This window comes from Immundisolibacter sp. (assembly GCF_028696615.1).
GTDB lineage: Bacteria > Pseudomonadota > Gammaproteobacteria > Immundisolibacterales > Immundisolibacteraceae > Immundisolibacter.
In genome coordinates, this window is record NZ_JAQVGQ010000061.1 from 1 (window position 1) to 12,564 (window position 12,564).

17 protein-coding genes and 1 pseudogene are annotated in these 12,564 nt (G+C 68.5%); all 18 read right to left on the reverse strand.

Annotated elements, in window-relative coordinates:
- Nucleotides 1–94 (reverse strand): annotated as a pseudogene (hisI, locus tag PHC73_RS05875) (phosphoribosyl-AMP cyclohydrolase); the annotation flags it as partial.
- Nucleotides 87–866 (reverse strand): imidazole glycerol phosphate synthase subunit HisF, encoded by a 780-nt coding sequence (gene hisF / locus PHC73_RS05880; RefSeq protein ID WP_300125616.1) that lies wholly within the window; start codon nt 864–866, stop codon nt 87–89. The pseudogene hisI and the gene hisF, both read right to left, overlap by 8 nt.
- A gap of 1 nt (nt 867) precedes the next feature.
- Complete coding sequence (gene hisA, locus PHC73_RS05885) at nt 868–1,605, reverse strand: 1-(5-phosphoribosyl)-5-[(5-phosphoribosylamino)methylideneamino]imidazole-4-carboxamide isomerase (RefSeq protein WP_300125620.1); 738 nt, start codon at nt 1,603–1,605, stop codon at nt 868–870.
- A 13-nt stretch (nt 1,606–1,618) separates the two neighbouring features.
- A complete protein-coding gene (hisH, locus tag PHC73_RS05890; RefSeq protein WP_300125622.1) occupies nt 1,619–2,260 on the reverse strand; it encodes an imidazole glycerol phosphate synthase subunit HisH in 642 nt (213 codons plus the stop codon).
- 42 nt (nt 2,261–2,302) lie between these two features.
- Entirely contained in the window at nt 2,303–2,896 is a 594-nt protein-coding gene (gene hisB / locus PHC73_RS05895; RefSeq protein WP_300125625.1) for an imidazoleglycerol-phosphate dehydratase HisB, read from the reverse strand.
- Nucleotides 2,893–3,975 carry a histidinol-phosphate transaminase gene (gene hisC / locus PHC73_RS05900; protein WP_300125628.1) on the reverse strand — a complete coding sequence of 361 codons (1,083 nt, stop codon included), beginning with the start codon at nt 3,973–3,975 and terminating at the stop codon, nt 2,893–2,895. The genes hisB and hisC overlap by 4 nt, the downstream gene beginning before the upstream one ends.
- Nucleotides 3,972–5,270 (reverse strand): histidinol dehydrogenase, encoded by a 1,299-nt coding sequence (gene hisD / locus PHC73_RS05905; RefSeq protein ID WP_300125631.1) that lies wholly within the window; start codon nt 5,268–5,270, stop codon nt 3,972–3,974. The genes hisC and hisD overlap by 4 nt, the downstream gene beginning before the upstream one ends.
- Nucleotides 5,257–5,898 (reverse strand): ATP phosphoribosyltransferase, encoded by a 642-nt coding sequence (hisG, locus tag PHC73_RS05910; RefSeq protein ID WP_300125633.1) that lies wholly within the window; start codon nt 5,896–5,898, stop codon nt 5,257–5,259. Before hisG ends, hisD begins: the two co-directional genes overlap by 14 nt.
- Entirely contained in the window at nt 5,898–7,169 is a 1,272-nt protein-coding gene (murA, locus tag PHC73_RS05915; protein WP_300125635.1) for a UDP-N-acetylglucosamine 1-carboxyvinyltransferase, read from the reverse strand. The genes hisG and murA overlap by 1 nt, the downstream gene beginning before the upstream one ends.
- Nucleotides 7,170–7,225: 56 nt before the next feature.
- Nucleotides 7,226–7,540 carry a Grx4 family monothiol glutaredoxin gene (gene grxD, locus PHC73_RS05920; protein ID WP_366949813.1) on the reverse strand — a complete coding sequence of 105 codons (315 nt, stop codon included), beginning with the start codon at nt 7,538–7,540 and terminating at the stop codon, nt 7,226–7,228.
- Nucleotides 7,541–7,569: 29 nt separating this feature from the next.
- A complete protein-coding gene (locus PHC73_RS05925; RefSeq protein ID WP_300125639.1) occupies nt 7,570–7,809 on the reverse strand; it encodes a BolA family protein in 240 nt (79 codons plus the stop codon).
- 64 nt (nt 7,810–7,873) lie between these two features.
- On the reverse strand, nt 7,874–8,641 hold the full coding sequence (locus PHC73_RS05930) for an ABC transporter permease (protein WP_300125642.1): 768 nt from the start codon (nt 8,639–8,641) through the stop codon (nt 7,874–7,876).
- A 10-nt stretch (nt 8,642–8,651) separates the two neighbouring features.
- On the reverse strand, nt 8,652–9,581 hold the full coding sequence (locus PHC73_RS05935; RefSeq protein WP_300125645.1) for an ABC transporter ATP-binding protein: 930 nt from the start codon (nt 9,579–9,581) through the stop codon (nt 8,652–8,654).
- A complete protein-coding gene (locus PHC73_RS05940; protein WP_300125647.1) occupies nt 9,578–9,871 on the reverse strand; it encodes an STAS domain-containing protein in 294 nt (97 codons plus the stop codon). The genes PHC73_RS05935 and PHC73_RS05940 overlap by 4 nt, the downstream gene beginning before the upstream one ends.
- 10 nt (nt 9,872–9,881) lie before the next feature.
- A complete protein-coding gene (locus tag PHC73_RS05945) occupies nt 9,882–10,487 on the reverse strand; it encodes a phospholipid-binding protein MlaC (protein WP_300125649.1) in 606 nt (201 codons plus the stop codon).
- Nucleotides 10,487–10,966: an outer membrane lipid asymmetry maintenance protein MlaD gene (gene mlaD, locus PHC73_RS05950; RefSeq protein ID WP_300125651.1), complete on the reverse strand. Its 480-nt coding sequence runs from the start codon at nt 10,964–10,966 to the stop codon at nt 10,487–10,489. Before mlaD ends, PHC73_RS05945 begins: the two co-directional genes overlap by 1 nt.
- 96 nt (nt 10,967–11,062) lie before the next feature.
- The gene (gene mlaE, locus PHC73_RS05955; protein WP_300125653.1) at nt 11,063–11,857 is read right to left on the reverse strand and encodes a lipid asymmetry maintenance ABC transporter permease subunit MlaE; all 795 of its coding nucleotides are present in this window, start codon (nt 11,855–11,857) and stop codon (nt 11,063–11,065) included.
- Nucleotides 11,854–12,564, reverse strand: a 711-nt coding sequence (locus tag PHC73_RS05960; RefSeq protein ID WP_300125655.1) for an ATP-binding cassette domain-containing protein, incomplete at its 5' end; no start/stop codon positions are given. The genes mlaE and PHC73_RS05960, both read right to left, overlap by 4 nt.

The following is a 12,564-nucleotide window of genomic DNA, read 5'->3' on the forward strand; positions in this document are numbered from 1 at the left end:
CCAGCATCAGCACCCGGCCGGTGGCGGCATCTTGGGCGATCGCCGGCACCAGACCGCGCTCATCCCAGCGCACGGCGTCGAGAAAATCAGCCACCCACGGCCTCCGGCTCCTGACGCACCACGATGCCGGACGCGGCCAGATGCGCCTTGGCCTCGCCGATGCTGTACTCGCCGAAATGAAAGATGCTGGCGGCCAGCACGGCATCGGCGTGGCCTTGCAGCACGCCATCGCGCAAATGATCGAGGTTGCCGACGCCGCCCGAGGCGATCACCGGCACCGTCACCGCGTCGCTCACGGCGCGCGTGAGGGCGAGATCGAAACCCTCGCGCGTGCCGTCGCGGTCCATGCTGGTCAGCAGCAGCTCACCCGCGCCGAGTTGCACCATGCGCCCGGCCCAGTCGATGACTTCGAGGCCGGTCTGCCGTCGCCCGCCGTGGGTGAACACTTCCCAGCGACCGGGCGCGGTCTGCTTGGCGTCGATGGCGACCACGATGCACTGACTGCCGAACGCCTGCGCCGCCTCGGCGACGAGTTCCGGGCGCTGCACGGCGGCGGTGTTGATCGACACCTTGTCGGCGCCGGCCACCAGCAGGCGGCGGATGTCGTCCACGCTGCGCACGCCACCGCCGACGGTGAACGGGATGAACACCTGCTCGGCGACGGCTTCCACCACGTGCAACATCACGTCGCGGTCGTCGGAGCTCGCCGTGATGTCGAGGAACACCAGCTCATCGGCGCCGGCCTCGCTGTAGCGCTTGCCGGCCTCGACCGGATCGCCGGCATCGCGCAGGCCGACGAAGCGCACGCCCTTGACCACCCGGCCGCGGTCGACGTCCAGACACGGGATTATGCGTTTGGCGAGCATGTCAGGCGCGAAGTTCCGCCACCCGGCGCAGCGCCTCGGCAAGATCGAGCGTGCCCTCGTACAGCGCGCGGCCGATGACCGCACCCGCCACACCCTCGCTGGCGACCGCGCACAAAGCCTCGATGTCGGCCAAACTGGCCACGCCGCCGGAGGCGATCACCGGGATGTTCACGGCGCGCGCGAGTTCCACCACGCCGGCCACGTTGACGCCGCCCAGCATGCCGTCGCGGCCGATGTCGGTGTAGATGATGGCCTCCACGCCGTCGCGCTCGAAGTGCTGGGCCATGTCGATCACGCCGTGCTGGGAGAGCTTGGACCAGCCGTCGATGGCGACTTTGCCGTCGCGCGCGTCCAGGCCCACGATGATGTGGCCTGGGTACTCGGTGCAGGCGTCGGCCACGAAGTGCGGCACGTTCACCGCCTGCGTGCCGAGGATCACGTAGCGCACGCCGGCATCCAGGTACGCCTCGATGGTGTCCTCGTCACGGATGCCGCCGCCCACCTGCACGTCGACACCACCGACCGCTTCGGTGATGGCCTTGATGATCTTGGCATTGACCGGCCGGCCCGCTACCGCGCCGTCCAGGTCGACCACGTGCAGGCGCGTGGCGCCCTGCTCGACCCACCGCCGGGCCACGGCGACCGGGTCGTCGCCGAACACCGTCACATCATCCATGTGCCCCTGGCGAAGGCGCACGCATTTGCCGCCCTTGAGGTCGATGGCGGGTATCAGCAGCATCGGTCCACTCTCCTCAGGTAGTGCCGTCCCAGCGTACGAAATTGGCCAGCAGGCGCAGGCCCGCGTGGTGACTTTTTTCCGGATGAAATTGCGTGGCCACGAGATTGCCACGTCCGAGCGCACAGGCGAACGCCGTACTGCCGTGCTGGCTGCGCGCCAGCACCAGCCCCTCGTCGGCCGGACAGACGTAGTAACTGTGCACGAAATAGAACCAGGTGCCGTCGGCGATGCCGGCAAACAGCGGGTGCCTGCGCGTGAGAGCGATGTCATTCCACCCCATGTGCGGCACTTTGCGCCGCGTGCCGTCGGACAGCAACTCGCCGTCGGCAAAGCGCCGCACCCGTCCGGCCAGCAGACCCAGCCCCGGCACGCCGCCGTCTTCCTCGCTGAATTCGAGCAGCGCCTGCAGGCCCAGACAGATGCCCAGAAACGGCTTGCTCTGCGCCGCCTCGCGCACCGTCTCGGCCAGATCATGCCCAGCCAGGCGCGCCACGCAGGCGCCCATCGCCCCCTGCCCCGGAAACACCACGCGCCCGGCGGCGCGGATCACCGCCGGATCGTCGCTCACGCGCACCCGTGCTCCGACGTGTTCGAGCGCCTTGGCCACCGACCGCAGGTTGCCCATGCCAAAGTCGATGACGACGGTGTCAGTCATGGTGGAGCGGCTGGTGACAAGGGATGCGCAGGTGCTCGGCGCTCAAAGGCTGCCCTTGGTCGACGGCACGCCGGCCGCCCGCGTGTCGATGGCGAACGCCATGCGCGCCGCCCGACCGAACGCCTTGAACACGGTCTCGGCGATGTGGTGCGCATTGCCGCCGCGCAGGCAGTCGATGTGCAGCGTGACCAGCGCGTGGTTGACGAAACCCTGGAAGAACTCGCGCAACAGGTCGACGTCGAAATCGCCGACGCGCGCCCGCGGATAGCCGACCTCATAGACCAGACCCGGTCGCCCGGAGCAGTCCAGCACCACCCGCGACAGCGCCTCGTCGAGCGGCACGTAGGCGTGGCCGTAGCGGCTGATGCCGGCGCGGTCACCGAGCGCCCGCTGCACGGCCTGCCCGAGCGTGATGCCGATGTCCTCCACCGTGTGGTGGGCGTCGATGTGCAAATCGCCGCTGGCATCCACGGTGAGGTCGATGCCGCCGTGCCGCGCCACCTGCTCGAGCATGTGGTCCAGGAACGGCAGGCCGCTTTTCAGGCTGGCCGCGCCGCTGCCGTCGAGATTCACCACGACGCGGACGTCGGTCTCGCGGGTGGTGCGCCGCATCTCGGCGCTGCGTTGGCTGTTCATGTCGTTCCGGTCAGGTGCGCCGCCAGCGCGGCCAGCAGGGCGTCGTTCTCGGCCGCCGCACCGACCGTCACCCGCAGGCAATCGGCCAGCAGCGGATGGCTGCCGTGGACGTTCTTGACCAGTATACCGGCGCGTTGCAGCGCCTCATGCGCGGCCGTCGCCCGCCCCGCCGGCAGGCGCAGCAGGATGAAATTGGTCGCGCTCGGGTAGACCGTGACGCCGGGCAGTGCCGCCAGCCCGGCGCCCAGACGCTCCCGGTCGGCGCAGATGCGCGCTGCCTCGCCGGCCAGGCGATCGGCGTGCGCCAGCGCAAACAGCGCGGAACGCTGCGTCAGCGTGTTGATGTTGTACGGCAGACGCGCCTTGTCGAACTCGCGCAGCCACTGCGTATGACCGACCAGATAACCCAGGCGCAGACCGGCCAGACCCACCTTCGAGAGCGTGCGCAGCACCAGCAGGTGCTCGAACTCGAGCAGCCACGGCAGCACCGAGCGCCCGGCGAACGGGAAATACGCCTCGTCCACCACCACCAGACCCGGCGCCGCGGCGATCACGGCACGCATCGCATCGATGTCGAACGGCCCGGCGGTCGGGTTGTTCGGGCAGGCCAGATAAATCAGCGCCGGGCGGTGCTGCTCGATGGCCGCCAGCATGGCCGGCAGATCGAGGTCGAAATCCGCCCGCAGCGGCACCTCCAGCACCTCCAGTCCCGCCACCTGCGCGATCAGCGAGTACATGGAGAAAGTCGGTGTCGGCAGCAGCACGCTGGCACCCGGCCGCGCCACGCACAGATCGATCAACTGGATCAGCTCGTCCGAGCCGTTGCCGAGCAGCAGCTCGCAGCCCGGCGGCACGCCCGCCTGACGCGCCAGCGCCTGCAGCAAATCGTGCGGATGGGGCAGCGGGTAGCGGTTCAGCCCCACCCCGCGCAGGCTCTCGAGCCACGCCTGCGCCAGCTCGCCCGGCCACGGGTAGGGGTTTTCCATGGCGTCGAGCTTGAGCAGGCCCGCCGCCGGCGGCACGTGGTAGGCGCAAAGCGCGCGGATTTGCGGCCGCAATACGGCGTCGAGACGATTCATTTCGGCAGCTCCGAACGGCACTCGGCCGAGCGAGCGTGCGCGGTGAGGCCCTCGCCACGGGCGAGCTGCGCCGCCAGCGGCGCGAGCGTGGCCGCTGCGGTGGCGCTGAGCGCGATCAGGCTGCTGCGCTTTTGGAAGTCGTACACACCCAGCGGCGAGCTGAAGCGCGCCGTGCGCGCGGTGGGCAGCACATGATTCGGCCCGGCACAGTAATCGCCGATCGCTTCCGGCGAATGGGCACCCATGAAAATCGCCCCGGCGTGGCGTACGTGGGCCAGCAGCGCCTGCGGCTCGGCCACTGCGAGCTCGAGGTGTTCGGGCGCCAGCTCGCTCGCCAACCGCGCCGCCTCGGCCAGATCGCGCGTCTGGATCAGGGCGCCGTGGGCAGCCAGCGCGGCCTCGATGATGGACCGACGCTCGCTGGTCGGCAGCAGTGCATCCATGCGTGCCTGCACCGTGTCGAGATATGCCGCGTCGGGGCACAGCAGGATGGAGCGCGCCTGCTCGTCGTGCTCGGCCTGCGCGAACAGATCCCACACCAGCCAGTCGGCCGGCACACTGCCGTCGGCGACGATCACCACCTCAGACGGACCGGCGATCATGTCGATGCCGACGGTGCCGAACACCTGCCGCTTGGCGGCCGCCACGTAGCGGTTGCCGGGACCGACGATCTTGTCCACTGCCGGCACGGTCACGGTGCCGTAGGCGAGCGCCGCCACCGCCTGCGCACCGCCGATGCGAAACACCCGATCCACGCCGGCGATGTGCGCCGCTGCCAGCACCAGCGGGTTGTCCACCCCGCCCGGCGTCGGCGACACCATGACGATCTCGCCGACCCCGGCCACCTTGGCCGGGATGACGTTCATCAGCACGCTCGACGGATACGCCGCCTTGCCGCCCGGCACGTACACGCCCACCCGGTCGAGCGGCGTCACGCGCTGGCCGAGCACCGAGCCGTCGGCCTCGCGGTATTGCCAGGATTCCTGGCGCTGATGCGCGTGATAGGCGCGCAGGCGCGCCGCGGCGGCTTCCAGCGCCTGCCACTGCGCGGGCGTGACAGCTGCGGCGGCGGTTTCGAGCCGCTCGCGCGGCACTTCGAGGTCCTGTGCGCTCGCCGGCTGCCAGCCGTCGAAGCGGCGCGTGCAGTCCAGCAGCGCAGCATCGCCCTGCCCGCGCACGGCCGCCAGGATGGCCTGCACCGGCGCCTGCACGTCGGCATCGTCGGGCGCGCCGGCGGCTTTCAGGGCCGCGAAGGCGGCCTGGAAACCGGCCGCGCCGGTATCAAGCCGGCGCATGGGCGTCCTGCCGGGTGACGGCTTCGAGCTCGCCGATCAGGCGCTGCAAGGCGGATTGCTTCAGTTTCATCGAGGCGCGGTTGACCACCAGGCGCGAGCTGATGTCGGCGATGTGCGCCAACGGCGCGAGGCCGTTTGCGCGCAGCGTGTTGCCGGTGTCGACCAGGTCCACGATGCAGTCGGCGAGTCCCACCAGCGGCGCCAGCTCCATCGAGCCGTACAGCTTGATCGGCTCCACCTGCACGCCGCGCTCGGCGTAGTAGCGCTGGGTGATGTTCAGGTACTTGGTAGCCACGCGCAGGCGCCCGGCCGGCAGCGGCCGGTCCGCTGGGCCGCACACCATCAACCGGCAGCGCGCGATGCCCAGATCGAGCGGCTCGTACAGACCCTCGCCGCCGTGCTCCAGCAGCACGTCCTTGCCGGCGATGCCGACGTCGGCGGCGCCATAGGCCACGTAAGTCGGCACGTCGGTGGCGCGGATGATGATGAGCTCGACGCCCGGCCGGGTGCTGGCGACGATCAACCGCCGGCCGATGTCGCCCGCCGGGGCGATACCGACGCGCGCCAGCAGCGGCAGCGCCTCATCCAGAATGCGGCCCTTCGAGACCGCGATGCGCAGCGGGTCCATCAGGCGGCGCGGCGATCCGGCACGCGGCGGATGTCGGCGCCGAGCTGCGCGAGCTTCTCCTCGATGCACTCGTAGCCGCGGTCGATGTGGTAGATGCGGCTGACCTGCGTCTCGCCGTCTGCCACCAGCCCGGCCAGCACCAGCGAGGCCGAGGCGCGCAAATCGGTGGCCATCACCGGCGCGCCGGTCAGGCGCTCGACGCCGCGGATGAAGGCGGTCGAGCCTTCCAGGCGCACGTCCGCGCCCATGCGCCGCAGCTCCTGCACGTGCATGAAACGGTTCTCGAAGATGGTCTCGGTCACGGTAGCGGCGCCGTCGGCGATCATGTCGAGCACCATGAACTGCGCCTGCATGTCGGTCGGCATGGCCGGGTACGGCGCCGTGCGCAGGCTGACCGCCAGCGGGCGCCGCCCGCCCATGTCGAGCCTGATCCAGTCGGCACCGGTCTCGATGTGGGCGCCGGCATCGCGCAGCTTGTGCAGCACGATCTCGAGCAGCTCCGGGCGCGTGTCCTTGAGTTTGACGCAGCCACCGGTCAGCGCCGCGGCGACCAGGTACGTACCGGTCTCGATGCGGTCCGGAACCACCGTATGCCTGGCGCCGGACAGGGACTGGCGACCCTCGATGATCAGGGTGTCGGTGCCGACACCCTCGATGTGCGCCCCCATGGCGGTCAGACACAGCGCCAGATCGGTCACCTCCGGCTCGCGGGCGGCGTTCTCGATGATGGTGGTGCCGTCCGCCAGCGCGGCGGCCATCATCAAATTCTCGGTGGCGGTCACCGATACCAGGTCCATCACCAAGTGTGCGCCACGCAGGCGCGGCGCAGACGCCCTGATGTAGCCGTTCTCGACGCGGATTTCCGCACCCATGGCAGCCAGGCCATCCAGGTGCAGGTTCACCGGGCGCTGGCCGATGGCGCAGCCACCCGGCAGCGATACCTCGGCCCGCCCGAAACGCGCCAACAGAGGCCCCAGCACCAGGATCGACGCGCGCATGGTCTTGACCAGCTCGTAGGGCGCGAACTGGTTGCTGACGGTGCGCGGGTCGACCTCGACGTCCATCTGCTCGTGCACCGACACGGTGGCCCCCATGCGCCCGAGCAGCTCCAGGGTGGTGGTCACATCGTGCAGGTGCGGCACGTTGCTCAAGGTCACCGGCCCGTCAGCCAGCAGCGTGGCGGCCAGAATCGGCAGCGCCGCATTCTTGGCGCCGGAGATGCGAATTTCGCCGGTCAGGCGGTTACCGCCCCGAACGATGAGCTTTTCCAAGGTGGTTTCCGACCCGAAGTCACTCGCAGCCGGCCGTCGGCCGACCCGCCACGCCGTCAGCCCTGCACGGACTCCAGCAATTCCTGCAGTTCGCCGGTCTCGAACAGCGCCTGCATGATGTCGGCCCCGCCGATGAACTCGCCACCCACGTACAGCTGCGGGATGGTTGGCCAGTTCGAGTAGACCTTGATGGCCTGCCGCAATTCGTCGTCCGCGAGCACGTTGACGGTCTCGTACTCCACGCCGCAGGCGTCCAGCATCTGCACCGCCTTGCCGGAGAAACCGCATTGCGGGAAGCGCCGGTCGCCCTTCATGAACAACACAACCGGCACCGCGTTGACGAAACGGTCGATTTTTTCGAGCACGTCCATGACCATGATCTCGCGTGGGGGATGAGGGATCAGCGCTGTTGGTCCCAGGCCGCGCGCGTGAAGGTGCGCAGCGACAGCGCATGCACGGCGTCGTCGTGCAAATGCCCGGTCAGCGTGCGATACACCATCTGGTGCTGCTGTACCAGCCGCTTGCCGGCGAAATCGTCGCACACCACGATGGCCTCGAAATGCCGGCCGTCGCCGTCGACCAAGGCCGTCGAGCCAGGCAGGCCCTGCTCGATGAGTCGCTTGATGGTTTCCGGGTCCATGAGCGCGTCCAGACGTGGGAATTACCGCCATCGGCTCGCGGGGGAACCGTCGCGCGGCGCGGCGTCAGCCGCGCAGCTTGTAACCGCGCGCCAACAGGCGAACGCACAGTATACACAAGGCCAGATTGGCCCCGGCCATGACCGCCAGGCTCTGCCAGACGGACACGTCCGAATGCCCAAAGAAGGCGTAGCGAAAGCCGTCGATCAGATAAAAAAACGGATTGGCGCGCGACACGGCCTGCCAGCCAGGCGGCAGGCTGTGGATGGAATAAAACACGCCACTCAGATACGTGAGCGGCAGGATCAGGAAATTCTGCACCGTCGCCACTTGGTCGAATTTGTCGGCCCAGATGCCGGTCAGCAGTCCGCAGGTCGCCAGCAGCAGGCCACCGAGCAAACCGAACGCCAGCAGCGGCAATGGATGTACCACCGTGACGCCGAGATACACGAAGGCCACCGCATACACGCCAAGGCACACCACCAGCGCGCGCACCAGTGCGGCGCCCACGAAGCCGAGATAGAACTCCAGATGCGACAGCGGCGCCAGCAACACGAACACGATGTTGCCGGTGACCTTGGAAAAAATGAGGCTGGACGAGGTGTTGGCGAACGCGTTCTGGATGATGGTCATCATCATCAGGCCGGGCACCAGAAACTGCGGGTAACTCACACCCGGATACACGTCGACACGACCGCCGAGCGCATGGGAAAAAATAAACAAATACAGCAGTGCACTGACCACCGGCGCGGTCACGGTCTGCATGAATACCACCGTGAAGCGCTTGACCTCCTTCACGAGCAGTGTCCACAACCCTGGCCAGTTGTCGATCATGCCGTCACCATCACGCCACGTCGGGCCGGTGATGGCCGGCGGTCAGTTCCAGGAACACCTGCTCGAGCGTCTGCTCACGGGTGCTGATCTCCACCACCGCCAGGCCCGCCTGGTGCAGCGCCGCCAGCACGCGCGCCAGATCGTCGCCGCCGCGCTGCAGGCGCAGCACCAGCCAGCCGTGCTCGCGCGAGGCCAGACAGGCAGCGACCTCGGGCGGCAGCTCGGCCGGCTCGTTCGCCAGGCGCAGGTGCACTTCGTACCAGGGGTGGCGCCCGAGCAGGCTGCGCTTGTCGTCGAGCGCCACCACCGTGCCGTGACTCATGATGGCGATCCGCTCGCACATGGCCTCGGCTTCCTCCAGGTAGTGCGTGGTCAGCACGATGGTCATGCCCTCGGCGTGCAGGCGCTGCGCGAACGCCCACAGCGTCTGGCGCAGTTCGACGTCGACACCGGCGGTCGGCTCGTCCAGCACCAGCACCTTGGGCTTGTGCACCAGCGCCTGGGCGATCAGCACCCGCCGCTTCATGCCGCCGGACAGACTGCGCATGTTGGCGTCTGCCCTGTCGGCGAGACCCAGTGCCCGCAGCAGTTCATCGATCCAGGCGCGATGGGCGCGCGCCACACCGAAGTAGCCGGCCTGGATCAGCAAAAAATCACGCACGCCGAAGAACGGGTCGAACACCAGCTCCTGCGGCACCACACCGATGACCCGGCGCGCCGCCACGGCGGCGCGCTGCACGTCGTGACCCATCACCGCGGCGTGGCCGGCATCCGGGCGGACCAGGCCGGCCAGCACGTTGATCAGGGTCGACTTGCCCGCGCCGTTCGGCCCCAGCAGGCCAAAAAATTCGCCCGGCCGGATCTCGAGGTCGACGCCGCGCAGGGCGTGCAACGCCCCGAAGTGCTTGTGCAGTTGATGGACGGCGATGGCCGCCGTCATGGCGTGCCCAGGGCGGGATCGATCTGGCCAAGCTCGCTCACCGCGGCCAGGCTGCGCAGGCTGGCCGGCAGGCCGGTGAATTCCACCTGCACGCCGCGTTCGCGCCCCAGGCGCAGCCACTCCACCAGCAAGGCCAGGGCGGAACTGTCCACCGCCGTTACCCCGGACAGGTCGAAACACAGCCGCTGGCGCGGGCGAAACAGCGCCAGGCTCTCTTTCAGACGTGCGCTCACGGTGGCAAACGTGAGCGGGCCGGTGACGCGCACCCGCCCGTCGGCATCGACATCCATCGGGCGTGAATCAGGAATTCATGCTGCGATTGCGCTCGGCCAGCTGCTTGAGCAGCCCATCCATGCCGTCGCGCTTGATGATGGCGGCGTACTCGGAACGGTAGGTCACCACCAGGCTGACGTTTTCGATGATCACGTCGTACACCTTCCACTCGCCGCTGCGGTTGGTCAGCAGATAGTCCACGCTGACCTTGGGGCCGTCGGGGCGGATGATTTCGGTGCGCACCGTGGCGCGGTCGGTGCCCGCCATCTGCGCGGGCAGGAAATTCAACGTCTCGCCGTTGTACTGGCGCAGCGCCGTGCCGTAGGTGCGCAGCAGCAGGCTCGAGAATTCTTCGATGAAGCGCTGGCGCTGCTCGGGCGTCGCGGTGCGCCAGTTGGCGCCGAGCACCCACTGCGCGGTGCGCTCGCGATCCAGGCGCGGGAACACCACCTCCCGCACCATCCGGAACAGCTCCTGATCATCCTGGTAACGCGACCGGTTGGCGCGCAGCTCGTTCAAGACCCGCTCGGCGGTGTCACGGACCACGGCGGCCGGATCGTCGGCGGCGGTGGTCAACTGGGCCGTGCCCACCAACAGCAGCGCCAACAGCACACTGGCGAATCGCTTGACCATCACTTGTCTCCTTCCTTGTCGCCCTTGGCAGCCTGTCCATACAAGAACTGGCCAATCAACTGTTCGATCACCAGTGCCGACTGGGTGATCTCGATTTCGTCGCCGTCCTTGAGCGCATCCGGCGCGCCGCCCGGATCGAGGCCGACGAATTGCTCGCCGATCAGACCGGCGGTGCGGATGCTGGCCACGGTGTCCTGCGGCAGGTTGTCGTACCGCGAGGCGATGGCCATGCGCACCACCGCCTTGAACTGCTGCTTGTCGAAGTCGATGCCCGACACGCGACCCACCCGCACACCGGCCACCGTCACCGGCGCCCGCACGCGCAAGCTGCCGATGTTGTCGAACCGCGCCACCACGGTGTAGGCGTCACCGTCGCTGTACTCGGCCAGATTGCTGGCCCGCACCGACAGAAACGCCAGCGCCGCCAGCCCCAGGGCCACGAACAGGCCCACCCACACCTCGACGCTACGCGATTGCATGAAACCAGACTCTCCTCAGGAAATGCGGGGACTGCCGAACCATTCCGATGCAGGAATTTTTCAGCCAGTTTTTCCCTGGCGGATCGGCGCTCGCCGTCAGGGTTCCCCGAACATCAGCGCGGTGAGCAAAAAATCCGCGCCGAGCACCGCCAGGGAAGCCGTCACCACGGTACGCGTGGTGGCCCGCCCGACGCCTTCGGCGGTGGGCACCGCGTCGTAGCCCTCGAATACCGCGATCCAGGTCACCACCGCACCGAACACCACGCTCTTGATGACGCCGTTCAAAATGTCGTCGTAGAAATCGACGCCGCTTTCCATGTGCGACCAGTACGGTGCCGGATCGAGCCCCAGCAGCTTCACACCGACCAGATAACCGCCGAGGATGCCGACCGCGCTGAAAATCGCCGCCAGCAGCGGCAGGCTGATGAAACCCGCCAGCCAGCGTGGCGCAAGCACCCGCCGGAAGGGGTCGACCGCCATCATTTCGAGCGCCGACAGCTGCTCGGTGGCCTTCATGAGGCCGATCTCGGCGGTCAGCGCGGAACCGGCCCGGCCGGCGAACAGCAGGGCGCTCAGAACCGGCCCCAATTCGCGCACCAGCGACAGCGCCACCACGATGCCGAGGCTGGTCTCGGAACCGAAATCGACCAGCGTATTGTAGCCCTGCAGGCCGAGCACCATGCCCACGAACAGGCCCGACACCAGGATGATCACCAGCGACAGCACGCCGACGCTGAACACCTGCCGGGCCAGGCGCAGCGGCGCCAGAAACTGCACTGGCACCGCCGCCAGCAGCGGCAACAGGAACATGCCGGCCCGCCCCAGCCGCGCCACCCCATCGAGCGTGCGCCCGCCCAAGCCGCGCAGCAAACCGATCAGCGGGCCGATCATCGGGACGCCTCCGCCAGCAGGTCTTCGCGATAGGCGGGCGCCGGGTAGTGGAACCGCACCGGCCCGTCCGCCTCCCCGCTCAGGAACTGGTGCACCATGGGTTCGGTCGATGCCAGCAGGTCCGCCGGCTTGCCATGGCCGATCACCTTACCCTGCGCGATCACGTAGGCGTAGTCGGCGATACGGCAGGTTTCGTCGATGTCGTGCGACACCACCAGGCTGGTCAAGCCGAGCGCCCGGTTCAGCGACGCGATCAGCCGCGTCAGGATGCCCATCGAGATCGGGTCCTGGCCGGTGAACGGTTCGTCGTACAGGATCAGCATGGGGTCGAGGGCGATGGCCCGCGCCAGCGCCACGCGCCGCGCCATGCCGCCCGACAGTTCGCTCGCCATCAGCTCGCGCGCCCCGCGCAGGCCGACCGCCTGCAGCTTCATCAGTACCAGCGAACGCACCAGCGACGGCGGCAGGTCCGTGTGCTCACGCACCGGGTAGGCGACGTTGTCGAATACGTTCAGATCCGTCAGCAGCGCGCCGCTCTGGAACAGCATGCCGATCTGCTTGCGCAGCGCATACAGCCCGGCCCGCGACAGGGTGGTCACTTCCTGGCCGGCGACGCGGATCGAGCCCGCTTGCGGGCGCAGCACACCCGCGATCAGCTTCAGCAACGTGGTCTTGCCGGTGCCGCTGGGCCCCATCACGGCGGTGAT

Excerpts from the sequence above, each read along its gene's own strand:
- hisH (WP_300125622.1), bottom strand. The coding sequence starts at position 2,260 with ATGACTGACACCGTCGTCATCGACTTTGGCATGGGCAACCTGCGGTCG.
- hisF (WP_300125616.1), bottom strand. The coding sequence starts at position 866 with ATGCTCGCCAAACGCATAATCCCGTGTCTGGACGTCGACCGCGGCCGG.
- hisC (WP_300125628.1), bottom strand. The coding sequence starts at position 3,975 with ATGAATCGTCTCGACGCCGTATTGCGGCCGCAAATCCGCGCGCTTTGC.
- hisD (WP_300125631.1), bottom strand. The coding sequence starts at position 5,270 with ATGCGCCGGCTTGATACCGGCGCGGCCGGTTTCCAGGCCGCCTTCGCG.
- mlaD (WP_300125651.1), bottom strand. The coding sequence starts at position 10,966 with ATGCAATCGCGTAGCGTCGAGGTGTGGGTGGGCCTGTTCGTGGCCCTG.
- mlaE (WP_300125653.1), bottom strand. The coding sequence starts at position 11,857 with ATGATCGGCCCGCTGATCGGTTTGCTGCGCGGCTTGGGCGGGCGCACG.
- PHC73_RS05930 (WP_300125642.1), bottom strand. The coding sequence starts at position 8,641 with ATGATCGACAACTGGCCAGGGTTGTGGACACTGCTCGTGAAGGAGGTC.
- PHC73_RS05935 (WP_300125645.1), bottom strand. The coding sequence starts at position 9,581 with ATGACGGCGGCCATCGCCGTCCATCAACTGCACAAGCACTTCGGGGCG.
- PHC73_RS05940 (WP_300125647.1), bottom strand. The coding sequence starts at position 9,871 with ATGGATGTCGATGCCGACGGGCGGGTGCGCGTCACCGGCCCGCTCACG.
- hisA (WP_300125620.1), bottom strand. The coding sequence starts at position 1,605 with ATGCTGCTGATACCCGCCATCGACCTCAAGGGCGGCAAATGCGTGCGC.
- hisG (WP_300125633.1), bottom strand. The coding sequence starts at position 5,898 with ATGGACCCGCTGCGCATCGCGGTCTCGAAGGGCCGCATTCTGGATGAG.
- PHC73_RS05945 (WP_300125649.1), bottom strand. The coding sequence starts at position 10,487 with ATGGTCAAGCGATTCGCCAGTGTGCTGTTGGCGCTGCTGTTGGTGGGC.
- hisB (WP_300125625.1), bottom strand. The coding sequence starts at position 2,896 with ATGAACAGCCAACGCAGCGCCGAGATGCGGCGCACCACCCGCGAGACC.
- PHC73_RS05925 (WP_300125639.1), bottom strand. The coding sequence starts at position 7,809 with ATGGACCCGGAAACCATCAAGCGACTCATCGAGCAGGGCCTGCCTGGC.
- grxD (WP_366949813.1), bottom strand. The coding sequence starts at position 7,540 with ATGGACGTGCTCGAAAAAATCGACCGTTTCGTCAACGCGGTGCCGGTT.